Source organism: Sporosarcina sp. Marseille-Q4063 (assembly GCF_018309085.1).
GTDB lineage: Bacteria > Bacillota > Bacilli > Bacillales_A > Planococcaceae > Sporosarcina.
The window spans coordinates 100,482-126,072 of sequence record NZ_CP070502.1 but is presented as its reverse complement, the minus strand read 5'-3'; the positions used below and the strand labels follow the sequence as shown (position 1 = coordinate 126,072).

Annotated in this window: 26 protein-coding genes; 2 read left to right on the top strand and 24 right to left on the bottom strand. The window is 40.2% G+C overall.

Annotated features, from left to right (window positions below):
• The first annotated feature begins 4 nt into the window (after positions 1 to 4).
• Positions 5 to 2,560 carry a penicillin-binding protein 1A gene (locus tag JSQ81_RS00670; protein ID WP_212605838.1) on the top strand — a complete coding sequence of 852 codons (2,556 nt, stop codon included), beginning with the start codon at positions 5 to 7 and terminating at the stop codon, positions 2,558 to 2,560.
• A gap of 48 nt (positions 2,561 to 2,608) precedes the next feature.
• On the opposite strand, the gene JSQ81_RS00665 is transcribed toward JSQ81_RS00670, so the two are convergent.
• From JSQ81_RS00665 to JSQ81_RS00595, 15 genes are all read right to left on the bottom strand, one after another.
• On the bottom strand, positions 2,609 to 2,944 hold the full coding sequence (locus JSQ81_RS00665; RefSeq protein ID WP_212605837.1) for a YpoC family protein: 336 nt from the start codon (positions 2,942 to 2,944) through the stop codon (positions 2,609 to 2,611).
• On the bottom strand, positions 2,945 to 3,598 hold the full coding sequence (gene nth / locus JSQ81_RS00660; protein WP_212605836.1) for an endonuclease III: 654 nt from the start codon (positions 3,596 to 3,598) through the stop codon (positions 2,945 to 2,947).
• A gap of 9 nt (positions 3,599 to 3,607) precedes the next feature.
• On the bottom strand, positions 3,608 to 4,315 hold the full coding sequence (locus JSQ81_RS00655) for a DnaD domain-containing protein (protein WP_212605835.1): 708 nt from the start codon (positions 4,313 to 4,315) through the stop codon (positions 3,608 to 3,610).
• Between the two features lie 43 nt (positions 4,316 to 4,358).
• Positions 4,359 to 5,654 (bottom strand): asparagine--tRNA ligase, encoded by a 1,296-nt coding sequence (asnS, locus tag JSQ81_RS00650; RefSeq protein WP_212605834.1) that lies wholly within the window; start codon positions 5,652 to 5,654, stop codon positions 4,359 to 4,361.
• Between the two features lie 33 nt (positions 5,655 to 5,687).
• A complete protein-coding gene (locus tag JSQ81_RS00645) occupies positions 5,688 to 6,881 on the bottom strand; it encodes a pyridoxal phosphate-dependent aminotransferase (RefSeq protein WP_249336594.1) in 1,194 nt (397 codons plus the stop codon).
• Between the two features lie 13 nt (positions 6,882 to 6,894).
• Positions 6,895 to 7,374 carry a cell wall elongation regulator TseB-like domain-containing protein gene (locus JSQ81_RS00640; RefSeq protein WP_212605833.1) on the bottom strand — a complete coding sequence of 160 codons (480 nt, stop codon included), beginning with the start codon at positions 7,372 to 7,374 and terminating at the stop codon, positions 6,895 to 6,897.
• Positions 7,375 to 7,412: 38 nt separating this feature from the next.
• A complete protein-coding gene (gene dinG / locus JSQ81_RS00635) occupies positions 7,413 to 10,196 on the bottom strand; it encodes an ATP-dependent DNA helicase DinG (RefSeq protein WP_212605832.1) in 2,784 nt (927 codons plus the stop codon).
• Positions 10,197 to 10,330: 134 nt separating this feature from the next.
• Positions 10,331 to 10,711: an aspartate 1-decarboxylase gene (panD, locus tag JSQ81_RS00630; protein ID WP_212605831.1), complete on the bottom strand. Its 381-nt coding sequence runs from the start codon at positions 10,709 to 10,711 to the stop codon at positions 10,331 to 10,333.
• A gap of 5 nt (positions 10,712 to 10,716) precedes the next feature.
• A complete protein-coding gene (panC, locus tag JSQ81_RS00625) occupies positions 10,717 to 11,565 on the bottom strand; it encodes a pantoate--beta-alanine ligase (protein WP_212605830.1) in 849 nt (282 codons plus the stop codon).
• Between the two features lie 8 nt (positions 11,566 to 11,573).
• Positions 11,574 to 12,416, bottom strand: a complete 843-nt coding sequence (gene panB, locus JSQ81_RS00620; RefSeq protein WP_212605829.1) for a 3-methyl-2-oxobutanoate hydroxymethyltransferase — start codon at positions 12,414 to 12,416, stop codon at positions 11,574 to 11,576.
• A gap of 235 nt (positions 12,417 to 12,651) precedes the next feature.
• Complete coding sequence (locus JSQ81_RS00615; RefSeq protein ID WP_212605828.1) at positions 12,652 to 13,632, bottom strand: biotin--[acetyl-CoA-carboxylase] ligase; 981 nt, start codon at positions 13,630 to 13,632, stop codon at positions 12,652 to 12,654.
• Positions 13,610 to 14,800, bottom strand: a complete 1,191-nt coding sequence (locus JSQ81_RS00610) for a CCA tRNA nucleotidyltransferase (protein WP_212605827.1) — start codon at positions 14,798 to 14,800, stop codon at positions 13,610 to 13,612. Before JSQ81_RS00610 ends, JSQ81_RS00615 begins: the two co-directional genes overlap by 23 nt.
• Positions 14,800 to 15,930 carry an N-acetyl-alpha-D-glucosaminyl L-malate synthase BshA gene (gene bshA, locus JSQ81_RS00605; protein ID WP_212605826.1) on the bottom strand — a complete coding sequence of 377 codons (1,131 nt, stop codon included), beginning with the start codon at positions 15,928 to 15,930 and terminating at the stop codon, positions 14,800 to 14,802. Before bshA ends, JSQ81_RS00610 begins: the two co-directional genes overlap by 1 nt.
• A gap of 24 nt (positions 15,931 to 15,954) precedes the next feature.
• Entirely contained in the window at positions 15,955 to 16,755 is an 801-nt protein-coding gene (dapB, locus tag JSQ81_RS00600) for a 4-hydroxy-tetrahydrodipicolinate reductase (RefSeq protein WP_212605825.1), read from the bottom strand.
• 3 nt (positions 16,756 to 16,758) lie between these two features.
• Positions 16,759 to 17,091: a nucleotide pyrophosphohydrolase gene (locus JSQ81_RS00595; RefSeq protein WP_212605824.1), complete on the bottom strand. Its 333-nt coding sequence runs from the start codon at positions 17,089 to 17,091 to the stop codon at positions 16,759 to 16,761.
• 144 nt (positions 17,092 to 17,235) lie between these two features.
• Here JSQ81_RS00595 and JSQ81_RS00590 point away from each other — a divergent pair, with 144 nt between their 5' ends.
• The gene (locus tag JSQ81_RS00590) at positions 17,236 to 18,108 is read left to right on the top strand and encodes a YitT family protein (protein WP_212605823.1); all 873 of its coding nucleotides are present in this window, start codon (positions 17,236 to 17,238) and stop codon (positions 18,106 to 18,108) included.
• 62 nt (positions 18,109 to 18,170) lie between these two features.
• Here JSQ81_RS00590 and JSQ81_RS00585 read toward each other — a convergent pair whose 3' ends face one another.
• The 9 genes from JSQ81_RS00585 to aroA all read right to left on the bottom strand — a co-directional run bounded on the left by JSQ81_RS00585 (position 18,171) and on the right by aroA (position 25,590).
• Complete coding sequence (locus tag JSQ81_RS00585; protein WP_212605822.1) at positions 18,171 to 18,845, bottom strand: zinc metallopeptidase; 675 nt, start codon at positions 18,843 to 18,845, stop codon at positions 18,171 to 18,173.
• A 69-nt stretch (positions 18,846 to 18,914) separates the two neighbouring features.
• Positions 18,915 to 19,517 (bottom strand): lipoprotein heptaprenylglyceryl N-acetyltransferase LhaT, encoded by a 603-nt coding sequence (locus JSQ81_RS00580; RefSeq protein WP_212605821.1) that lies wholly within the window; start codon positions 19,515 to 19,517, stop codon positions 18,915 to 18,917.
• 151 nt (positions 19,518 to 19,668) lie between these two features.
• Positions 19,669 to 20,442, bottom strand: a complete 774-nt coding sequence (locus JSQ81_RS00575) for a menaquinol-cytochrome c reductase cytochrome b/c subunit (protein WP_212605820.1) — start codon at positions 20,440 to 20,442, stop codon at positions 19,669 to 19,671.
• 54 nt (positions 20,443 to 20,496) lie between these two features.
• Positions 20,497 to 21,171, bottom strand: coding sequence for a menaquinol-cytochrome c reductase cytochrome b subunit (gene qcrB, locus JSQ81_RS00570; RefSeq protein ID WP_210469180.1), 675 nt, complete (start codon positions 21,169 to 21,171; stop codon positions 20,497 to 20,499).
• 23 nt (positions 21,172 to 21,194) lie between these two features.
• Positions 21,195 to 21,698: a QcrA and Rieske domain-containing protein gene (locus JSQ81_RS00565; protein WP_212605819.1), complete on the bottom strand. Its 504-nt coding sequence runs from the start codon at positions 21,696 to 21,698 to the stop codon at positions 21,195 to 21,197.
• 222 nt (positions 21,699 to 21,920) lie between these two features.
• A complete protein-coding gene (locus tag JSQ81_RS00560; RefSeq protein WP_212605818.1) occupies positions 21,921 to 22,364 on the bottom strand; it encodes a DUF2487 family protein in 444 nt (147 codons plus the stop codon).
• A gap of 50 nt (positions 22,365 to 22,414) precedes the next feature.
• On the bottom strand, positions 22,415 to 22,969 hold the full coding sequence (locus JSQ81_RS00555; protein WP_212605817.1) for a ReoY family proteolytic degradation factor: 555 nt from the start codon (positions 22,967 to 22,969) through the stop codon (positions 22,415 to 22,417).
• A gap of 1 nt (position 22,970) precedes the next feature.
• Positions 22,971 to 24,236 (bottom strand): tetratricopeptide repeat protein, encoded by a 1,266-nt coding sequence (locus JSQ81_RS00550; RefSeq protein ID WP_212605816.1) that lies wholly within the window; start codon positions 24,234 to 24,236, stop codon positions 22,971 to 22,973.
• Between the two features lie 55 nt (positions 24,237 to 24,291).
• A complete protein-coding gene (aroA, locus tag JSQ81_RS00545) occupies positions 24,292 to 25,590 on the bottom strand; it encodes a 3-phosphoshikimate 1-carboxyvinyltransferase (RefSeq protein WP_371812490.1) in 1,299 nt (432 codons plus the stop codon).
• Position 25,591: the final 1 nt, after the last annotated feature.

Below are 25,591 nucleotides of genomic sequence, written 5' to 3'. Positions count from 1 at the left end.
ATATATGAGTGATAAACTAAATTCTAGGGTTGAGCGTCGAAAGGCTCAAGAAAACGCCCGCAATAAGAAACCTAAGAATACAAAAGGTGTTATTAAAAAGGTTTTTCTTACACTAGTTATTCTAGGATTTGCGATATTAATTGGTGGGGCCGGTTTATTTCTGTTTTACGCTAGTTCATCTCCTAAACTCGATGAAGAGTTATTGAGAGACCCAGTTTCATCGGAGTTTTTAGATAAAAACGATGAAGTTTTCCACACAACAGGTTCCGAAAAGAGAGAATATGTTAATTACGATGAGATCCCAAAATTAATGGAAGATGCAATTTTAGCAACAGAAGATGTAAGGTTTTATTCGCATCACGGGATGGATTTTAAAAGACTTGGCGGTGCAGTGCTAGCAAACTTCAGGAGCGGGTTCGGTTCGCAAGGAGCAAGTACCCTGACACAACAAGTGATTAAGAACTCATTTTTATCCGCGGATAAAACATTGAAACGTAAATCTCAAGAAGCATGGTTGGCTTTCCAACTGGAACGAGAATACGATAAAGAAGAAATTTTTGAAATGTATTTCAATAAAATATTAATGTCGGGATCTACTTACGGATTCGGAACAGCTGCAGAACACTTTTATGGAAAAAAACTTGCAGAGCTTGACTTACACGAAGTAGCAATGTTAGCCGGTCTCCCCCAAAGTCCAAATGGATATAACCCTTTCATTAATCCTGAACGCGCAGAGAAACGTCGAAACATTGTGCTTGGGTTAATGTATCAACATGGAAAAATAACAAAAGAGCAAATGGAAGACGCAAGAACAATAGACGTTGCATCTACTTTACAACAGGAAGAAAACAAAGTAGCGAGCAGTGGCACCAAATATCCAGCGTTTATTGATCTTGTATTAAATGAACTTGAGGATGCGGGAGTCGATCTTAGTGAGGGGTTACAAATTCATACGACACTAGATCCTGCAGCACAACGCTCAGTAGAAGACGCACTAGCCTCTGCTTATTATGCGAATGAAAAAGTAGAAGCAGGTTTAACAGTCCTAGATACGAAAACAGGTGAAATTGTTGCAGTTGGTAGCCGTAACTACAAATTAGCCAACTGGAGCTATGCTACACAAGAAAAACGCCAACTTGGTTCAACTATTAAACCATTATTATCATATGGTCCAGCCATCGAATATTTAAATTGGTCAACTGGCAATACCGTTGTTGACGCCCAAAAGAACTATAAGGATGGCACCCCGATTCGAAATGTAGACCGGAAATTTTTAGGGACAATGACAGCTCGGGAAGCGCTTTACAGATCGCGGAATATACCCGCTGTCACAACTTATGATGAAGTCGGTCATGGAAAAGCAAATGAGTTCGCTGCAAAGCTAGGTATTGCAATAAAAGGTGAAGACCAATCCAATGCACTTGGTGGTACATCGGAAGATTTTTCTACAGCCCAACTTGCAGGTGCATATGCTGCGTTTGGTAATGGAGGCGTTTATACAAAACCTCATGCAGTAAAGAAAATTGTATTCCGTGACGGGAAAACGGAAAAACAGTTATCGCCTGATTCAGAAGTTGTTATGAAAGATTCAACTGCTTACATGGTAACGGATATGCTGCGGGATGTTTTGAAACCCGGCATTGGCGCAACAGGCGCGAATGCAAATGTACCCGGACTCGATATTGCTGGAAAAACAGGTACAACAAACAATGCAGTCGATTCATGGTTTGCCGGCTACTCTACTAACTATACTATTGCTGCATGGAGCGGTTATAAAGACCGGACACCTATGGAAAGCAGAATGCCAGGTGAACGTCTCGTTCCTCAAGAACTTTTTAAGACGATCATGACAAGTATTTCTGCCGGTAAAGAAACAGCCCGATTCCAGAAACCTTCATCCGTAGAAGAAGTTAAAATTGTTTATGGTTCCAACCCTTTAATGAGAGCTAGTTCCTCAACGCCTTCAAGCATGACGCGTACTGAACTATTCGTTAAAGGAACAGTGCCAAAAGAAATCGCAGAAGAAATCAAACTTGACGCGCCAACAAAACTTAAAGCTGATTTCGATGAAAAGAAAGAGACAATCTCATTAAAATGGAATCATAAAGCCCCTAAATCCAAAACGCTTAAAGGCGATGTAGAGTTCATTGTTTATGCAAGTATGGACGGCGGCGAGAAAAAAGAGATGATGAGAACAACCGACAATAAGGTAACCTTTACTGGCATTGAAGGTGGAAAAACATACACATTCGAAGTTGTCGCGATTCTTGGGGAGCTTCAAAGTGAACCTGCCTCGATATCAATTCGAGTTGAAGAAGCAGAAGAACCTGAGATTGAAGAACCTGAAGAGCCGGTGGAGCCAGAAGAGCCTATTGAGGAAGAACCAGAAGAACCGATAGAAGAGCCGGAGCCGGAAGAACCTGTGGAACCTGAAGTGCCAGGCGAGCCGGAAAATCCGGAAGAACCAGAAGAACCAGAGCCAGGATCTGAGGGTACAAATAATAGCGGAAACAATGGCAATAACGGTAATAGAAGCAACAAAGGAAATGATGGAGAATAATTAAAAAAGCTGAAGTTCAAACGCTGCATAGCGCCTGAACTTCAGCTTTTATTTTTTCATAACGAAAAGCCGTGCTGCTTTCTTTTTTGTTTCTGTATAGAGCGCATCTAGTTGAATATAGGCGTAGTGGCTAGCGATTCTATCTTTCACGAATTGGAGGCGTTCTTCCCCGTTTAATGGAAGAAGAAGAGCATCGAGGTTTCCAGTTCGTTCATTGAGCTCACTTCCACCGTATTCAAGCAGTTGTTCATAATCACGAATTGCAACTTCCATATACGTGTTGACTTCTTTATCTTTTAAACTATAAAGTTTTTCAATTTCTTCTTTCACTAAATCCCATTTTTCAAAATGGGGCGCGAGTAGTTCCTTGGAAAAACGATTCAATTACATCCCCCTTGCCTTCATCCGCTTTTTGCCTTCCCGGCAGATAGAGAGCAGCGGACATACCTCGCATCCTGGATTCCTTGCTTTACAATGGTAACGCCCGAAGAAAATAATTTGGTGATGTGTATTCGTCCAATTATCTAACGGAGTCCACCGCATAATCTTTTCTTCAACTGCTAGCGGCGAATCTTTCCATCGATTCATTCCAAGTCTTTTTGCTACACGTTCAACATGCGTGTCTACCGCAAGCGCGGGAATCCCGAATGCATTTGATACGACTACATTAGCCGTCTTTCTTCCAACACCCGGCAAGGTCATTAATACATCGCGATTCGCCGGTACTTCCCCGTTGAACTTATCTATCAGCAATTGGCTTAGTGCTTGAATATTCTTCGATTTATTGCGATATAAGCCAATTGATCTTATATCATCTTGTAATTCTTCTATGTCAACTGCAAGATAGTCTTCTGGTGTTTTATATTTTTGAAATAGCTCGGCAGTTACACGATTGACAAGAACATCTGTACATTGTGCAGAAAGAAGCGTTGCTATTGTTAATTCAAATGGGTTTTCATGCACTAATTCACAATGTGCATCTGGAAACATTTCTGCAAATTTCTCCAAGCAAAATTCCCATTGTTTTTTGGTTAGCATTGTATCCCCCTAATCTCGTTCTTCGAGCCAATTATAAAATGGAACTCGTTTTACTTTAACCGTTTTATCCGTTTGTGCTGGACGAATGCCAACTGTCCTAAATTTCTTTGTCTGCTTTTCAACATCTGATATCGTTTTGACATTTTTCTTTTTCCATTCAAATAGAATTCGATCGATGTAACGAAGGCTTAATTTTTCAGCCAAGACGGCTTCTTTTAATGCGGCTCGGATAATTTCAACCGAATGGCCATCATCATCTAACCACATTCCAATGGATTCAGATTCCATTGGAGAAAGAAAGCGCCCAAATTCCTGTTCAAACAATGAAAAGATTTCTCCTTCTTCATTCTTATCCATTTCTTCGACCTTTTCTTTTTCTTCAAGGACGATTTCATCTGTAAGGCGTTTCCATAGCGGGTATAAAGAGAAGGACTCATGTAAGACTCCTTTTGCATCTTCACTTTGATTAATCTGAAGAAGACCATATTGCATGAGTCGTTGTAAAATAGTTGAAACTTCATTTTCCGATAAATACATGCGTTCCGCAAAGTCAGTGGGGGTAGGAAACAAATTTCCAGCCGCGTTGTATGCATTCATATGCATGATTAGCATCGCATCTAAATCTTTAATGCCGAGACGTTTATAATTGTGAAAAAAAAGCTGGGAAATGGTTACATTCCCCTGCTCAATCCAAATTTGGAGTCGATCATCTTGCATTGTCGTCCGGACTCCTTTCTATATAAAAACTTCAAATCAAATATTATGGATATAATCTGTTCAGCAAGCGTGGAAATGCGGCTGTTTCGCGAACATGGCTTGTCCCTGAAATCCAGGCAACTGTTCGTTCTAGGCCTAAACCAAAACCGGAATGTGGAACTGCTCCGTATTTACTTAATTCAAGATACCATTCGTAAGCATCCTCATCAAGATTATGTTCTTTAATTCGTTGTTTCATTAATTCGTAATCATAGATTCGTTCAGAACCACCAATGATTTCTCCGTATCCTTCAGGCGCAATCATGTCAGCACATAAAACTACGTCATCACGGTCAGGATGCGGTTGCATGTAAAATGGTTTAATGCCAATTGGGTAATGCGTAATGAAAACAGGCATATCAAAACTTTCTGCAATCGCGGTTTCGTGCGGCGCTCCGAAATCGTCTCCCCATTCGATATCGTCAAAACCATTTTCATGTAGAAAAGTAATTGCGTCATCATATGATATACGCGGGAATGGTGCTTGAATTTTTTCTAATTTAGAAAGATCACGGTCTAGTCGCTCAAGTTCAAGCGGGCAATTTTGAAGGACCGACTGTACAATATGCGTCACATATTGTTCTTGAACTTCCAAGCTCTCTTCATGCTCAACGAATGCCATTTCCGGTTCAATCATCCAAAACTCGATTAAGTGACGGCGCGTACTTGATTTTTCTGCGCGGAATGTCGGTCCGAATGAAAAGACTTTTCCAAGTGCCATAGCCGCCGCTTCCATATATAATTGGCCTGATTGTGACAAGTATGCATTTTCATCAAAATATTTCGTTTCGAAAAGTTCAGAGGTACCTTCAGGCGATGATCCAGTTAAAATCGGCGGATCAACTTTTACAAAACCATTCATATGGAAAAATTCATAGGTTGCGCGAATAATTTCATCACGTATTTTTAAAATAGCATGTTGTTTTCTAGAACGAATCCATAAATGACGGTTATCCATTAAAAATTCTGTACCATGGTTTTTTGGTGTTATAGGGTAATCTACCGCCGCACTAATAACTTTTACATCACTCACTTGAAGTTCAAATCCAAAGGAAGAACGTTCATCCACAACAACTTCTCCTGTGACATATAGTGAGCTTTCTTGTGAAATCCCTCTTGCATTTGCAAAAATTTCTTCTCCGACCGCTTCCTTAGCAACGACACCTTGTACAAAACCCGATCCGTCACGTAATTGTAAAAATGCGATTTTCCCGCTTGATCTTTTATTTGCAAGCCATCCACCAATTCGTACTGTTTCTCCGACGTGGTCTGGCATTTCATGAATCATAATTGTTTTCATAAGAACCTCCAAATAATAGTCATGTCTGTATTTTTATTCTTTCCAATTCTCTCGGACAAACTTATCAATTCGACAGATTGCTTCCTCTATTAAATCGATTGAAGTTGCGTATGATAAGCGAATTGTCTTGGGAGAGCCGAATCCAGAACCTGGAATGATGGCTACATTTGCCTCAGTCAGTAACGCTTTCGCAAAATCGTCTACATTATCAAAACCTGTTTTCTCAAGCGCTTCTGTCACTTCCGGCAGCAAATAGAATGCGCCATCCGGTTTGATCACTTCAAATCCAGGAATTGCCGCTAGTTGAGGATACACTTTGTTCAGACGAGATTCGAACGCTTCACGCATAACTTCTACAGTTTCCTGAGGGCCATTATATGCCTCGATTGCTGCATATTGAGAAGTCGTTGTCGGGTTGGATGTTGAATGGCTCGCCAGGTTTGTCATAGCCGTTACTACCTCTTCATCCCCTGCGACATAGCCAATTCTCCACCCCGTCATTGAATGGGATTTAGAAACACCATTGATGACTAGTGTCCGTTTTTTCGCGTCCTCGGATATTTGAGCGATGGAAATATGTTTTTCATCGCCATAAACAAGTTTTTCATATATTTCATCCGATACAATCCAAATATCTTTTTCTTCACAGACTGCCGCAATTTCACGTAATTCATCTTCCGAATAAATCATGCCAGTCGGGTTTCCAGGCGAGTTAATGATGATAGCCTTCGTTTTATCAGTAATTGCATTTTTAATTTGTTCGGCGGTTACTTTAAATTGAGCAGCCGAATCTGCTTCAATATGTACTGGTATCCCACCTGCAAGCTTTACTTGCTCAGGATAACTTACCCAGTAAGGCGTTGGAATAATAACTTCATCGTTTGGATCAAGAATTACTTGAAATAGCGTATAAAGAACATGTTTGGCGCCAATGCCAATCATTACTTCGTTTCGCGTGTATGTCAGTTGTTGATCTTTTTTTAATTTGTTGATGACGGCGTCTTTAAGTTCGACCAATCCGCCAGAAGGGGTATATTTTGTTTTTCCTTCTTTCATGGACTTTATGGCCGCTTCTAATATGTTGTCCGGCGTGTTGAAGTCGGGTTCTCCCGCTCCAAGCCCAATTATATCGATGCCGGAATCTTTCATCTGCTTTGCTTTTGCTGTTATCGCCAGCGTTGTTGATGGTGTAAGTGTGTTCACTCTGGAAGCTAATCTTTTAGTCAACAATATCTCTCCCTTATAAGTTTAAAATTCTTTTCCACCACTGCCCACTTTCAAAAAACACATAAACATAATTCAACTTCCCGTTATCTCCGGTAAATGCAACTTCCCAAACGGGTTCGTCTTCTTCAATCCCTAGCGTTACATGGAGAATCTTGTCTATGGTCAGTTCTTCTGCAACGGTTTGTATCGCTTCCTTAGCGGTAATTCCGTCGTGGACTTTCAGGCTCTTAAAACCATTTTCAACAGAATCGTCTACAAATACGACAATTTCTTCCCCTTTTTCATCGACACCAAAAACAGTCATGAATGATTGGGTTCCATTGTACGGCTGGACGGAATTGACGGATACTAATTGACCCGATTCAATGGCTGCTTTTGACGCAGCTTCTGTTGATACTGCCAATGGCTTGTTCGCATTATAAAATACAGTGATGACAATTACGGTTGTCAATGCGATGAGAAAGACAGTAATAAATTTAATCCAATTGAGCATATTCTTTCACGTCCTGTAAATCGTAGAAACGATTTTTTTCATACAAGTCTATTATAGCAATTTTCGAGTTCGTTAACCATTACTTGAAGCGGTACTTTTTTTACTGGCACGTCTGGAAGTGACGCTAAAAATTGTTTTCCATAAGATTTAGTATCAATACGCCTATCGAGAATTATGAAGAAACCTTTATCTGATGATGACCGAATCAGTCTTCCAAATCCTTGACGCAATCTCATTACAGCCTCCGGGAGCGCATAATGGACAAATGGGTTTAATCCTTGGTCAGATAAAATTGATGCTCTAGCCTTAAAGACAGGATCTTCCGGTGATGTGAACGGCAGACGAACAACAACGACGGCTGAAAGTGCGTCACCCGGAACGTCAACCCCTTCCCAAAAGCTACTCGTTCCAAATAATACTGAACGTTGATATTGACTGAATGATTTTAACAATTTCATGCGACTGCCTGGCGTAATTCCCTGGGCAAATAACGCGTATTCTTCCAATTGTTCACTCTCTGTAATCAAGTCATATGTCTTTCTTAACATATCTTGCGAAGTAAAGAGAACGAACAACCTGCCACCAGTGGCCATCACCGTACGAATCACCGCATCTGTTACGGCTTCAATGTAATCAGTTTGCGATACCCGTTGAATTTCAGGCATATCTTCTACAATGTAAACGCCTGCGCCATCATAAAAATCGGCGGGTGCTTCGAATGTTTTCAAAGGAACTTTATCATTTACCCCGAGTTTTTCTGGAATATAGCGATTGTAATTCGGGATTGACATCGTGCCAGAGGTCCAGACGATTCCCGTTTTATCGTCATTAAGCTGTTGAATTAATTTACGGATTGGAATCGAGCTTTCCAAAGGACTTTTAACAATAACTAGACTTCCAGGTATACTGCGTAAGTCCTTTTCCATCCATACCGTAAAGTTTTGAAGGTCATCATCAAGGAATATTTCAACCCATTCCCCGGCTTTAATTTTTATCTCCCTTATCCAATAAGTCCATTCAGACAAGTATGCAAGTTCACTGCGAGACATATCATTTTCGTATTTAGCTAAACGGGTAATAAAAGCCTCCGCATGATCAATATAATTCGATATCGTTACGGCAACTTTGTTAAAGTGTTGTTTCATAGATTTCATGCCAGTAAGCGGGTAAACTTTTCGATTACCTTGTTGTTTTCTAATTGCATTCGGTTCATAATTCGAGAGTACAGCCGTTGCATAGTCAAATGCTTCTACAAATCGGGCAAACGAATTTAATAGACCATCCTTCACACTGCGATTCGCAAATTCAAATCGATCACTAAGTGAAAATAGCCCATGTAATAACTGACCTTCAGCTTCTGAACCAACTTGGCCCATGATATATTTCCAGTTCGTATAGGAAAAAACAATTTCGTTATGCCGAATCGCTATTTGTCCCATTTGATGTGCTTCGTCAACGATTAGCCCGCTCAGCGAATTAAAAATACGATTAGAACGATTACTATCGGCAAGCAACATCGAATGATTTGTGATAATGAAGTTTGAACTTGAACATTCCGAAACAAGCCTTCGGTGAAAATCAGCTTGATATTCATCGGGAGCCATTCGATTGGATCGTTTGCGAATACGATCCACAAATAATTGACCGCCGCCGGAAACATTAAGATCTTCCAAATCACCTGTCCTTGTTTCAGTAAGCCATACGAGGATTTGCATGATTGTAAAAGTTTCATCATAAGATTGCTCCGAAATTGTTAGGAGTTCTTCGAATTTCCCCAATGAAATATACTGTTCTCTTCCCTTTAACACAGTTGCCTTCAGTTTTGCGCCGAGTATAAGATCTAGTTTTTTCAGTTCTTCATCAACAATTTTATCAGCCAAGTAATTCGTATATGTACTAATGACAACCGGCTTTCCCGTTTCCATGGACTGAATTGCGGCGGGTATTAAATAGGCAATCGATTTGCCTATGCCTGTTGGCACTTCCGCGGCGATTTCAGATTGCTCACTTAACGTTTCCTGAACTGTATCCATAAACCTAAATTGAGATTCTCTCCGTTCAAATTTTGGAAAGGCGGTTTTTAGTAGTTCTATTTTCTTGTTGTCATCAAATGGATAGTCAAAGTGACTAATTTGAACTTTGTTTCCGCTTTCGATATTTCGATATGGAATACCGCGAAATGTTGAAAATTCGGCAGGAAGACTTTTGTTCCTGGCATCTTTTAATGCGTCATAAAAAAGAGCAGATAAATCCGTTTTAAGACGAAATGATTTCTTATGCAATAACTCAATCGTCGCTGAAGGCAGAGTTTGTAATTTCTCTTGACAAGCGAGTAAAAGTTCACTTGTAGCTTCAGCGTCATCATCGGCCCGGTGCGCTGCGGGTAGGGATATGTCAAGGTCTTCAGCAATATCCTGCAATCTGTAGCTAGCGGATGAGGGGAAAATTATCTTGGACAATTCAACTGTATCAATTTTTCTTCCAGACCATTCAGCCAGTCCGCAACGTTTGAATTCATTTTGCAAAAATGACAAGTCGAAATCAGTATTATGCGCAACAAAAATAGTTTCCTCCAGAAGATTTCGCACTTCTTCAGCAATTTCTTCAAAATAAGGTGCATTTTCAACATCTTCATCTGCAATATTCGTAAGCTGTCGGATAAACGGAGGAATTTTTTGACCAGGATTTACAAACCGAACAAACTTTTCGGCAATTTCCCCATTTCTAATAAATACAATCGCAATTTGAATGATTCGATCCCCTTTGGCCGACGAGTGGCCGGTTGTTTCCAAATCAACAACTGCAAATGTTTTTGTTTTCATAAAATCATCAACTTCCTGTTAATCAATGCTACCTGAGATTATACCATATTGTGCATGATAACAACGATCACAAGACCAAACTTTATTGAAATTAAAAACTCACAAAGAATTTATCTTCCTCGTGAGTTTTATCATTATACAGTAATACCCGGCGCTTCTTTAATAATTTCTTCAATTTTGTTGTCTTTATCCATCAGTAATACTGTCGGTTTATGTTTTTTTGCTTCTTCATTCGAGACGTATGCATACGACAATATAATGACTATATCGCCTTTTTGCACGAGTCGTGCTGCGGCACCGTTTACACAAATAACGCCACTTCCGGGTTCGCCTGCAATAATATATGTTTCAAAGCGCGCCCCGTTGTTGTTGTTAACGACATGCACTTTTTCATTTGGCAACATTCCGGCGGCATCGAGCAAATCGCTATCAATTGTAATGCTGCCGACATAGTCAAGGTTCGCTTCCGTGACAGTCGCTCTGTGCAATTTACTATTCATCATCATTCGAAACATATTCTTCATCCCTTTGTTGACATAATTATATTATCTATCAACCTTGTTTTTTCAAATTTTACGGCACAGGCAATGATTGCTTCTTTGTCTTTAGGCGTATAAGGCAAAAGCGAGGGATAAGCTAATAAAGAAACATAATCAATTAGGCCTGAACTATTGTTTGTAATCTGATTCGCTACTTCTCTCTCTATTTCCTTTACCGGAACACCTTGATGGAATAACAATTCTCCATTTTTCAAAGCCTTTTGAATGACGGGTGCAACTAAACGTTCTTCTTTCGATAAATTCACATTGCGCGAACTTTTTGCAAGTCCATCTTCTTCCCGAATCGTGGGCACTCGCCTAATTTTCGTTCTCAAATTAAAGTCGCGCACAAATGTTTCAATAATAGCCAGTTGCTGCGCGTCTTTCATTCCAAAATATGAATGATCGGGATCAACGATATTAAATAACTTCAAGACTACTTTTAAGACACCATCGAAATGTCCCGGACGCGTTGCCCCGCAAAGGGAAGCCGCTTGTGCACCGGGTAAAATTTGTATACCGCCGTTCTGCGGATACATTTCATCTCGATTTGGCATAAATAATACATCGACGCCCGCCTCAGATGCGAGTTTTGCATCATGCTCCTCGTCCCGTGGATAAGCTTCAAAATCCTCACCGGGCCCGAATTGGGCGGGATTGACAAAAATACTCATGACGACAATATCATTTTCTTTTCTAGCCTGTTCAACGAGACTGAGATGCCCTGCGTGGAGAAAACCCATTGTCGGTACAAACCCTACTGTCTGGTTTTTTCTTTTATTTCGATCAATTAATTCTTGCAATTCATTAATTCGTCTTATCGTTTTCATGGTTTACTCTACTCACCTTTATTACTGCCGTATAAAGCGCTTAATTCTTCTTCTTTCATCGTAAAACGGTGATGTTCTGCTGGAAATGATCCTTCTTTAACAGCATTAACATAATCTTTTAGACCATCTCTGATGACAGTGCCCGAGTCTGCAAACTTTTCTACGAATTTTGGTATATGATGACTGCCGTACTGAACGGTGTCATGGAAAACGAGTACTTGGCCGTCTGTCTCTGCACCAGCTCCGATTCCAATGACAGGAATCGAAATAGCGTCCGATACTTCTTTGGCCAATTGATAGGGAATACATTCCAACACAAGCATAAACGCGCCTGCCTCTTCACAAGCCCGGGCATCCCTTATTAACTGTTCAGCTGCTTCTGCAGTTTTCGCTTGCACTCTGTAACCGCCTACAACTCCTGCATGTTGAGGAAGTAAACCTAAATGTGCAACGACCGGAATCCCCGTATTCGAAAGAAGATCAATGACATTAATGACTTCTCCAGCACCTTCAAGCTTAAGAGCATTGGCTCCAGTCTCCTGAAAAATTCGGATTGCTTCTTGCAGTATCCTATCATTCGAACCTTGATACGATCCAAACGGCATATCAACCGCGATGAATGTATCAGCAGCACCGCGCCTCGTCGCTTTTCCGTGGTGAATCATATCGTCTACTGTAACCGAAACCGTTGAATCATAACCGAGAACGACCATTCCAAGCGAATCGCCTACTAGAATAATATCTACCCCAGCTTCTTCTGCTAATTTGCCGGAAGGATAATCGTAGGCGGTAAGCATAGCGATTTTCTCGTTCTCTTTTTTCATTTTAATAAAATCTGCTGTAGTTTTCATTATCTTTTCTCCTCTCTTGGAAGAAAACCAAAAATAAAAACCCTAATGTCCAAAAAATGGACAGAAGGGTTGTGTAATCATCGGTAGATGGTTTCCTCCGTCCCTGTCTTTATAAAGATCAAGGCAGAACATTTTCAAAATTTTCATAGCTTACTAAATTGCAAGGTGCAGTTCAAAAATGATACCGCCCATCGCAATAACTATACCAAATAGAAATTGTTATGTACACATATTATTATTGAAAGTGAATATCCGCTGAAAAAATACCACGAATAGATCCATCATCTAATTTCAGATTTAACATGCCGTCTTCAGTAATTCCCATGGCAATTCCCTCAATCGTTTCATTGAACATCACAGCGCGAATTCGCTTTCCGGCAGTATTTGAATACCCTTCCCATAATAACTTTATAGGACTAAATCCATGCGCTACATATAGATTTGTATAATGCTCAAGAAATTCAAGTGTTTTTGCAATGAGTTTGGCACGATTAATTGTTTTCCCGCTTACCATCTTCAAAGAGGTAGCAATTGATTGCAACTCTTCCGGAAAGTCTTCTTCGTTTTGATTTACATTTATTCCGATTCCCAGAATAATTGCTTTGACGCGATCAGGATCTGCTTGTAACTCGGTTAATATCCCGGTTACTTTTTTGCCATCGACCAATATATCATTCGGCCATTTAATGGAAGGATTGACACTCGCAACTTCCTCAATTGCACGGGTTACTGCAACCGCCGCCACCAATGTCATTTGAGGTGCCTGCTGCGGTGTAAGGGCTGGGCGAGTTATCACGCTCATCCAAATGCCTTTGCCGTCCGCCGAATCCCATGGTCTCGACATTCTTCCTTTCCCTGATGTCTGTTCTTCGGATATAACGACTGTTCCGTTCGGTGCCCCGTTTTGGGCTTCCTCATGCGCTATGAGTTGAGTTGAAAGACATGAATCTTTATAGTCGATACGCTGACCGAAAACAGTACTTTTCAAGTGTTTCTTTACATTCGCTTCATTTACCCGATCCGGAACCGCAATTAAATAATAACCTTTTTTTCGAATGGATCCAATTTCATAACCATCTTTTTCAAGGTCTTTGACATATTTCCAAATTGCAGTTCTGGATAGTCCGAATTCATCTGCAATTTCTTGTCCGGACACCGGTTGACCGTTCGCTTCAAAAAGTCTTTTCAAAAATTCATTTTTCGCATTTGAAGTCATTCATAAACCAGTCCTTTATATCAATCAATGTATTTTCACATTTTCCGTGCAATACGGCCTGCTCTATTTTTCCAATCCATTTACCTGTCCACGGTCCACCGGATAGGCCTGTCCATTCTATTAAATCCTTGCCATTTACGACAAGATCTTGTTTCGATTGGATGGGCAGAGAATTCTTATTGGCCTCTATGTCCAAATCAGTAAGTGTCACAGAGTCCTCAGATGTAGCATGAAAAAACTTCTCTGCACATTTCAGCTCTGGTAAACCGTGCAAGTAATAATCGTTAATTGTGTAGTCGCTTGTTAATCGTTTAGTATAAATTTTATGCACAGCTTTTATGAAATTTCGTTCTTCATTCGATAATTTAAAGTGATTGGCTAATTCGGATGGCGTAATCCCGGCAATCGTGGCAAAAAAAGCCCAACCTTCGGATGCAGTGTTAAATGGAAGCGCACGTTTTAATTCTTCCATTTTATCCGTGCAAAGTGACAGTTCCTTCCCCAACTGGGAAGAAAATAAGATATTCAATGCTTTCATTGGATTTACGCCCGTAAAAAGTTTGTCTAGTTCTATTTTTATTCGCTCTATGGAAACATGCTTAATTTGGTGTGCGTTATCATGGATCGCTTGTAATGTACCCGCTTCAATATCAAAATCGAGTACAGACGAAAACCTGACCGCTCGCAACATTCGAAGTGCATCTTCATGAAAACGTTCGGCTTGATTCCCGACGGCGCGAATAACTCGTTCATTTAAATCTTTTTCGCCGTCAAACAAGTCAATAATTTGCCCGCTCTTTGTCATCGCAAGTGCATTGATTGTAAAATCTCTCCGCAGTAAATCCTCGCGCAATGTTTTAACAAAATGTACATGGTCAGGTCGACGATGGTCCGTATAAGTTCCCTCTGTTCTAAAGGTAGTCACTTCAATTGCTTCATTTTCGATAAGAACAAGCACTGTGCCATGGGCAATTCCAACATCAATGGTATTATCGAACACCGCTTTCACTTCATCCGGTTCCGCTGAAGTTGCGATGTCTATGTCTTTTGCTGTTTTCTTTAAGAGGTGATCGCGCACTGCGCCCCCAACAAAAACCGCTTCATGTCCAGCTATTTCTAGTCGGCGAATTACTTCATAACTCGCACTGCTATCAAAGATCTTGGCCATCACTTTCCCGCCACTTCATAATAAAGTTCTTCATATTGATCGACAATCCCCGAAGAATGAAATTTTTCTTTTACTGTTATAAATCCGTTACGCTTAAATTTTGCGTATAGTTCTTCATCTTCAAGAAGCAACAAGCCTTTTTCAACAGCTGCATCGATATTTCCGTAAGGAACGATAAAACCGTTAACCCCATCTTCAATAACTTCCGGTATTCCTCCAACATTTGTGGCGATGGACGGAACTCCGCAAGCAAGCGCTTCAAGTAAAACAAGACCAAATGCTTCTTTACTGGATAAATGAAACATAACGTCGCTAATCGCAAGCAGTTCTGACATATCGTTTCGTTTTCCTGTAAAAATAACTTTGTCTTGAAGATTTAATTCATCAACGAGTTTTATAATGTTTTCTTTCTCGGGTCCTTCTCCAACAAGTAATAACTTTGCATCTAGCGTTTTGGTTATTTCATGAAAACTTTTCACAATATCCGGAATGTTTTTCACGTCACGAAAATTTGAAATATGAATAATCACCTTTTCATCTTCAAGAATCCCAAGGTCTGATCTCAACGTCCCCGCATCTCTCGGCACATAAGTTTCTTCGTCGATAAAATTGTAAATGACACGAATTTCTTTATTCGGATCGATAAGATTAATTGTATCCTGTTTAAGGGACTCGGAAACTGCCGTAACGATTGTCGACTTATTAATACCATATCGGACAGTATTTCGAAGGGCAGGGTCATAACCCAGGATCGTGACGTCTGTGCCGTGTAACGTAGTAATAACGCCAATGTCTGAACCAGCCATATCCTTTCCAAGAGCCGCTGACACCGCGTGTGGCATTGCGTAATGGACATGAAGCAAGTCCAAACCTTCTGATTCGATTACTTGCGCGATGCGATTTGCAAGCGCTATATCATAAGGCGGATATTTAAAAACAGAATACCCTTCGATTGTGACTTCGTGAAACTGCATATTTGGATGTGCATTTAGAAATCGAAAAGGCATACTTGAGGTAATAAAATGCATCTCATGACCTTTATTTGCCATCATTATTCCAAGTTCTGTTGCAACGACACCGGAACCACCTAAAGAAGGGTAGCAAATGACGCCAACTTTTAATTTCTTCATGTCAACCCCCCTTTCGAAAACGTCCTACTCGATAATATGTTCGAGTCCATAAACAAGATCGTTTCTTTCCATTACATTGCGTATCGCCATTACGATCCCGGGCATAAAGCAACTACGATCGAATGAATCATGCCTGATTGTGAGTAGTTCACCTGCACTGCCTAACATTACTTCTTGATGTGCAAGTAATCCCGGCAGCCGAACACTATGTAATCTTATACCATCGATTGATGCACCACGTGCGCCGGGCATATGTTCCTTCTCATCTGGATGACCTTGAACATGTGATTTTCTGTATTCTTTGATCATATCTGCTGTTTTAGTCGCGGTTCCCGACGGGGCGTCTATTTTTTGATCATGATGAGATTCTATGATTTCGACATCGCCGAGATAACGAGATGCCATCGCTGCAAATTTCATCATTAAAACCGCACCTACTGAGAAATTCGGGGCAATTATTCCGCCGACTTTATTTTTATTTGCAAATTCCGTTATTTCTTCAATTTGTTCTAACGATAAGCCCGATGTTCCAACGATAGGTCTAACTCCATATGTAATCGCCTTATGCATATTTTCAAATACAGTATCTGGTGTGGTTAACTCCAAAAGGATATCGGGTTTGGTTTCGTTTGCTAAGTGGTCAAAAGATGTATAAACCGGAATCCCGCTGGCATCATCCGTTAAACTTTCTCCATGTAAAAAAAGTCCTTCACCTTTATAATCTAATGCAGCAACGACTTCCATATCTTCAATATCCATTAATGCCTTCACTGCCGCGGTTCCCATTCTCCCCCGTGCACCGGCAATCGCGATTCGAATCGTCATTTTTTATTGCTCCTCCTTTATAGTCCAACGATTTGCATCACGAACTTTAAATTTTTCTACTACTGAAGTAAGTGCTTTTTCTAAACTGATTCCTTGCGAGTTCGCAAAACAGACGAGAACAAAAAACAGATCCCCTGTTTCCTCTTCTAATGAGCGGATGGCTTCTCCAGTTTTTTTCTTTTTCATGCCATAAACATGCTGCACTTCCCTAGATAATTCTCCCAATTCCTCTGTTAATCGAGCCAGGAGTTCCATCGGTGGAAAATAACCTTCTTCAAAACCATTTATGTATGTATCAACTTCGTCTTGCAGGTCTAGTAATGTCTTATTTGTCATTTCTTAACTCTCTCCTATCGTATAAATTTACTTCACGGTTGTCAAAGATATAAATATGGATGATAATAGGAATATTGCTCCAACAGGGTTCAAAATGGACGCTGGTTATGTTTAAGCGTAATTCATTCGAAAGGCGGCTTTAATATGTTTAATGGAGTTAGGGTTAAAAACATTATTTTCATTCTACTAGGCGCAGCAATATTTAGTTTTGGCCTCGTTCACTTTAATATTCAAAATGAATTAGCAGAAGGCGGCTTTACTGGAATCACCCTTATCCTCCTCTTTGCTTTCAATTGGGATCCTGCACTAATGAACTTAGTTTTAAATATCCCCATGTTTATCATCGGGTGGAAATTGCTAGGAAGACTCGTGTTTATCTATACCGTCATTGGTACGATTGCTGTCTCGATATTCATAAAAGTATTTATGATTTACCAAATTGATTTTCATATGCAAGACGATATGGTTCTTGTAGCGTTATTTGCAGGACTTTTTATTGGCGTTGGTCTTGGTATAATTTTCAGATACGGTGGAACAACGGGCGGTGTAGATATTATCGCACGTTTAGGACATAAATACCTTGGATGGGGCATGGGAAAAACTATGTTCCTCTTCGATGCATTCGTCATCTTGCTTTCTTGGGTTGTCTATCTTAACTCCCGATCAATGATGTATACGCTTGTCGCGGTTTTTGTCGGGGCTCGTGTTATTGATTTTGTTCAAGAAGGCGCATATGCAGCAAGAGGCGCTTTAATCATTTCAGGTTATCACAATGAAATAGCTACTAAAATCACTGCCCAAATGGACCGTGGCGTGACAGTGTTATCTGGTTACGGGCATTTCACTAAATCAGACCGACAAGTACTTTATTGCGTTGTTGGCAGAAACGAAATTGTTCGGTTGAAAAACATCATAGCATCCATTGATGAACACGCCTTTGTTTCACTAATAGATGTCCATGAAGTTTTGGGTGAAGGATTTACACTTGATGAGCAAAAAAGACCGATTAATCCATAGTGTTTCTTCTACAAAAAAGGTCTATCCCTTTTCAAATTGGGACAGACCTTTTGTTCGTTCAATTAGTCTCGGCTAGTGAAAATCAAGAGAAGACGAACCAATTCAAGTACTGCAACTGCCGCTGCCGCAACATATGTCATTGCCGCTGCGTTCAGTACTTTCTTAGCATGCGCTTCTTCTTCATTACGAATGATACCAAGACTGACGATTTGATTCATCGCTCGACTGGAAGCATTGAACTCTACTGGTAATGTAACGATTTGAAAGACAACGCCTACTGCAAGAAGTGCAATCCCGATTCCAAGTAACGAGTTCATACTTGAAAAAATAATACCGATCATGATGAAAACCCATGAAGCGTTCGATGTAAGGCTGGCAACCGGTACTAAACGGTGACGCAGACGCAAAAAGGAATAAGCTTCTTGGTCTTGAATCGCATGACCGACTTCATGTGCAGCAACTGCCGTGCCTGCTACTGAAGCCTCGTGGTAGTTATGAGTAGAAAGGGCAACGGTTTTCGTGACCGGATTATAATGATCGCTAAGGAATCCTTTTGATTCAACGACTTTGACATTTTGCAGACCATTTTGATCTAATATTAACCGAGCAGCTTGAGCGCCGGTCATTCCGGATGTCGAACGAATTTTAGAATATTTATTGTACGTGCTTTTCACTTTATATTGTGCGTACAGTGGCAATATGATAATAATCGCCAAGTAAATTAGATATGAACCCATTTCTGCATTTCCTCCTCTTTTATCTCTATTACTATTTTATATCGCTAAAGGATACATCGCAACTATTTGCTATGACGATATAGGAGTTTGCGTTCTTTCACGCCAAACAAAATAAGCAATCGCGATACAGGCAATCGAAAGCCAAAATGTGAAATAACCGATTTGATTGCTGTACTTCATCAAATTGCTATATATCGGCATTTGCCCGAATATATAGTCGATGACATCGTTATGCAACGTCCAAATTGCAGCGAGCGTAATATGACCAAACCCGAATTTATAAAATGGAATATATAAGATTGCTTGGACAGCCATTGCAAAATGTGAAGTGATCAACATCCATCCAACCCAACCGATCGAACCTGTTTCAATGAGTGTTAACAAATTCATGACGACTGCCCAAAGACCGTATTTGACAAGCGTGATGAGTGCTAATGCCTCAATTAATTTAAAGTTTCGATTGATCAACCAACCGATTATCGCTAATGTGAAAAACAAGCTGGCAGTCGGACTGTCTGGAACAAATATCCAATACTTTGGTTCGGTAATTACCAGTTGCCACTTATACCAATCATACCCGTAAACAGTGCCAGACAAATTGACAAATAGTAACAACCAGAGAAAAGATTTATGCGATAGTAACAACCAGATTCTTGATAACAATGTCATCATATATACATCTCTCCACTTATTTATGTATGAATACAAAAAAAAGAGTCAGTTACTCAACTCCCCGCAAAGGAGAGTTAGTTGCTTAAATCCCCGTAAAGGGAGTTAAGTTCCAACTCCCCCAAAGGGAGTTGGTTACCTGACTCTTTTTATATTAATCATTTTTTAATTCTGAGATAAACTCTGATAAAACTTGTAATTCTTCATCGGTACCGTCCCAATAGCCAGGAGCCATTTTTCCATTTTCAGTACCGTTAACGGCGATATCTGCAATTTCATCTGCAGTTAAACCAGTATCAATTAGGGTAGCACCCATTCCACCTTCGAATGAATCCCCGTGACAACCGATACATGATGATTCCGCGTAAATATGATAACCTTCTGACTCCATATCGAACTCTACTTCCTCGACAATTGCACCCTGTCTTGCTGCAAGTTCCCAGTCGTGGTTAGCGACAGATTCCCAAGTCAAATAAATAAGAGCAGAAACTGCGAGTAGCATGAATGCTGTTGGAAGCGGACGCTTAAATGGACGACGCTCTTTTGTAGTATCCATGAAAGGAACTAACATAAGTGCACCAATTGCTAATCCAGGCATTATAAGAGCCCCTACGATGTTCCATGGTCCTGAAGCAAATTCATATTTCAAAAGTTGGTACATCGATAAGAAGTACCAATCCGGAACTGGAATATACATTGTATCTGTCGGGTCCGCTTGACGCTCAAGCGGAGCCGGATTTGCAAGTGTTAATACTAAATATCCAATTAAGAAAACTGCACCGATTAACCATTCTTTCAGTAAGAAGTTCGGCCAAAATGCTTCTGTTTTCCCTGGATGTTCTGAGTAGTCTTTTGGGACGTTCGGCATTTTATGATTAGCCTTAATGCGAGAATCCCCAACAAACTTCATCCCTTTTCCGCGTTGCATATATGTCCCCTCCTTTTTTAAATCGTTACACGCTATATGTATATTTCTTAAAACTTATAGCGGTCCTGAAATACCTTGTCTTCTTATAAATACAAAGTGTGCCGCAAGCAACCCAAGCAAAGCGGCCGGTAGGAAGAATACATGGATCGCGAAAAAGCGCGTTAATGTCTGTGCACCGAGAATTTCAGAATCTCCTGCAAGAAGAATCTTAATTTGTTCCCCAATGAATGGGACGGATGCCGCAATTTCAATTCCTACTTTCGTAGCGAACAATGCTTTCATATCCCATGGTAATAAGTATCCTGTGAAACCGAGTCCAAGCATCGTAACGAATATTAATACCCCTACGATCCAATTCAGTTCACGAGGCTTCTTGTACGAACCTGTAAAGAAAACACGCAGCGTATGAAGGAACATCATGACAATGACGAGTGAAGCTCCCCAGTGATGCATACCACGCACAATTTCACCGAATGCTACTTCGTTTTGAAGGTAGTAAACGGATTTCCATGCATTTTCAATATCGGGAGTATAATACATTGTCAGGAACATCCCCGACAAAATTTGAATGACAGTTATAAAAAATGTCAATCCTCCAAAACAATAAATGAATGCAGAAAAATGATGTGCAGGGTTTACGTGCTCAGGTACTTCGTGGTCCGCGATATCGCGCCAAATTGGTGTGATATCTAACCGTTCATCAACCCAATCATAAATTTTGTTTAGCACTTCGGTCGTACCCCCTAACAATTTTAAACTAATTCGTTCGGTTTCGTTCCTCCAAGATAAAGTAAACCATCTTTCACCAGTACTTCATATTCGTCTAGTGGCCCAATAGGCGGAGTTCCTTTAACGTTGGCACCATTTTTCGTGTACCGGCCTGCATGGCACGGACAAAAGAATTCATTTGGATGGCCTTCAGACCCCCAGTTTACAGTACAACCAAGATGCTTACAAACTGGCGAAAGCGCGATGATCGCATCACCATCTTTATACACCCATGCTGTATATGAAACATCAGATTCATACCAACCATCTTTACGATCTTTAATCGTGTAATCGACACGTACGGGCTCTTCTGTAAGCTCGTCCACTTTTTGTGGTGTTGGTGTGAAATCCCCTATGCCGGATTTTTGCAATACTGGATCGACTGCGAAACGAAGCATCGGCATTAATGTTCCGGAAATCATGAAACCACCGACCCCCATAAGCGAATAACTAAGGAATTGGCGTCTTGACACTCGATTCTTACTCATCATTTCCCTCCTCTAACTTAAAGGTCAGTCCAACGGACAAACTTTTGCTAAATGTAATACTAGGACACTTCTATGATATCTTAATCATCCAGGAAATTCAATCTAACTTGACATAGTAAAACAAAATTTGTGAACAATTTACGAATTTTATTCAACTTTAACGGTTTATGAGCCGACTAGCAAGAATTATGTAATTCCATAGGAGTCAAATTCGAAGTTTTTTTAGTCCGACCACTTTTTTGTCAGAAGAGGCAAGACTTGTCTAAGTTGATCTTCGATTATTTTTTGCCTTAACTGCTTGTCCATACTTTCCAATGGTATAGACGGCAGCCAAATCACATCTTCTAGTTTACTTGACGTCCAATTCGCATCAGTCGTTAAATAAAACACATGCTTAAAATCCATTAGATCAATATCCTTTTGTAATGTTTCAGCTAGTATCTCCAAATCCATTGATTGCGTATAAGAAAACGGTGGTAGCAGCATGATTCGACCTTTAAATTGATTTTCCATAAAAGTAGAAAGATACATAAGAAATTCTGTTGAAGACGAACTGCTCTTCATGTTTTCTGGATTCGTCTCGAGCTTTAGAAGCGGAACGAGAAGTGTGTCAATGTATTCCTTTTGTTGCATGTATGTATCCATGTCTTTTGCATTCCAATTCACAACTATATCCCCCTGACAAAGTGAAAATGACTCCATCAAAATCGATGGAGTCACAAGTTCCCCTTCACTTTTGATTCATTTAATAAGTTTGAAAGGGTAATAAAACGCTCTTTATCATTTGTATCAAGCGCTTCGTTAATACCTTTCATCAATGTTTCCTTAGTCATTGCGGCGATACTTTCCTCAACTAGCCTTTCCGCAGTTTTTCGATCCATTTCACTCACTTGCAAATACGATGGAAGAAAAGGATTTTCTTCCCGAACACTTGCGTACTGCGGACACGAATGGCTATTCGGGAAATTTAATTGAATATACATCTTTTCATCTTCATGAAGTCGTAAATCATGAAATGATTTTTCAGCATCAGCTGTCATTAAATTACCTTTATAAAATCGGAATGGAATACTTTCTGATTTCGTTGTCGAAATAATCATAGCACGCGGGCAATAATGCGCTTCATCTGTAAAGTGAACGTTTTGTAAAATTTGTTCATGACTTAGAAGATAATTCAAAATCCATACACATTCACGACGCTTTAATTTGTACCGCTTTAAAAACCATCGGACAAACTCCTTTTTCGTAGCGACAGGAACCATGGCCGTCATATCACACCTCCTCGTCAGTTTGCGCTTCGAGAAATGCTCTCCAATTTTGATCTTCTGGAAATAGCGTTACCAACCGCTCTACTACTTCTACTGCTTCCCTCTGTTTTCCTTCTTCAATAAGAAAATTTGCGTATTTAGAAAGAAATTCATAATCATCCTTCATCTCACTATATGCCTTGGCAAATGAATCGTATGCCTTTTTAAATTGTTCTGTTCTCTCATAAGCATATGCTAAAAACGCATTTAATAACGGTATATCTAAACTTTCTTCTTTTGCGAGTGAAAGCAACTCGAATAAATCGTTATCTCGTTCATTTTCATTATAGAGTGAAGCTAAGGTGATTAGTGCATCAACATATTCGGGATCAAGTGCAAGCGCATCTTTCAAGTGTTGTTCAGCCTTATCCGGACTTCCCATTTTCAATGCGCATTTTCCTGCAGAAAGCTGAAGTTCCTTATCAAATTCATCTCTTTTAATACCTTTTTGGAACGTTTTATAAGCTTTTTCATCATTTCCATCCAATAGCATTGCCTGACCAGCCAGCATATAAGCCGAATAATAATCTGGATCAATTTCGATAAGTTCATTCAGTAACGGGATAGCTTTAGAAGCTTCCCCGAGCTGGTAGTATGCAAAAGCTGCACCAAAAAGCGTATCCGGTAATCTATTCTCTTCCAACAGCTCTTCATAATAAGGTATTGATTGTTCGTACGCGGCTCCGGCACTATAAGTTTCTGCCAATCGGGATGAAATACTGACATGACCGATACTTTCTACTTCTTCTTTCAACTCCGAATAAAAACGAGCTGCTTCGCCAAATCTTCCTGAGTCTAATAATAATTCTGCATAAGCAAAACGTATGACTGGTTCATTTGGAAGAAGTGCATAGGCTTCTTGAACTTTACTTAACGCCGTTTCAGCTAACCCTGTCATCTGGTAATAATCAGCAAGCGCTAACAGAGCCTGAACATACTCTTCGTCTGTTGGTTTTATTTCCGATAGAAGCAATAATGCTTCATCTTCTTTATCTAGTTCAATTAAAATACTTGCCCGGTCAATTTTCAATTGGGCTTCATCGGGTAAATGATTTAGCAATGTTTCATATAGAAAATCCGCTTCTTCCATAAATCCATAAGACGCAAAAATAGTAGCTGCCTCGTAAAGCATATCAAGGTCTGTAGATTTTGCTAACTTGTCAATTATAGTCTCAAGTGCGTCGACATCACCTTCTTGGATTAATCGTTCAATTAGTTGTAACTGTTCCATATTTTCACCTGTTCTTTCGCAATGTATACATTCTATTGATAGTCATGAGAAGGAACTATTTGCCAACAATCATTTCTAAGTCTTCAAAGAATGCAGGGTATGAAATATCAATACACGCTGAATCTATTATAGTAATCGGTTCAGTAGTTATTAGCGAGGCAATTGCAGCCATCATTCCCAATCGATGGTCGCCGTAAGAATCCATAGTACCGCCTGTAAGTACAGTCGGTCCTTGAATAATCATCCCATCATCAGTTGCTTCGATATTCGCACCAAGTTTTGTCAACTCATTTGTTACTGCGGCAATTCGATCCGTTTCTTTAACGCGAAGTTCGGATGCATCTTTAATAATCGTAGTACCCTCAGCTTGCGTTGCAAGTAAAGCGATAATTGGTAGTTCATCAATTAGTCGCGGAATGAGCGAACCGCCTATTTCTGTAGGGATTATTTTATTATATGCTATCGTTACATTTCCGGAACGTTCTCCGTTTTCTGCCGACTCATTCATCACATTTACGTCTACACCCATGTTCCGTAAGACATCAAGAATGCCAGAACGCGTAGGATTAAGCCCAAGATTAGTAAAAGTTATCGAACTATCTTTTACCAACGCGGCGGCGACCATGAAGAATGCAGCAGACGATATATCACCCGGGACATGTACATTTGTTCCACTGAGCGAACTGCCGCCAGTGATGCTGATTTCCCCATTATTTGATTGAATCTCAGCTCCGAAATGGGAAAGCATTTGTTCTGTATGATCACGCGATATCGTTTTTTCACGAACAATCGTCGTTCCTTCTGCATGTAAACCGGCAAAAAGAATTGCTGATTTCACCTGAGCACTAGCAACAGGGTTCGTGTAATCGATTGCAGTAAGAGATTCCGCCTCAATTTTTAATGGCAAAAAATCTTTATCGTTTTCACTTGAAATCGAAGCCCCCATTGCGTGCAATGGGTTTGTTACTCGATTCATTGGTCTTACAGATAATGATTCATCGCCTGTTAAAACGGCTGAAGAAATAGCAGCACCTGCGAGAATCCCGAGCATCAGACGAGCTGTTGTACCTGAATTTCCCGCGTATAACTCTTCTGTTGGCGTTTTCCAATTGTTTATTCCAGGGCTATCAATTGAAACATCTGTGCCTGTTCTTTCAATCGACACACCTAATAATTTAAAGATGTCGATTGTACGCAAGCAATCTTCGCCGTTTAGGAATCCTGATATTGTCGTTTTCCCTTCCGCAATTGACCCCAGCATAATCGCTCGATGCGAAATAGATTTATCACCCGGTACCTCAAGCTTACCTGATACTATAGCTTTATTATAATGAATCGTTTTCAAATTCCCCATC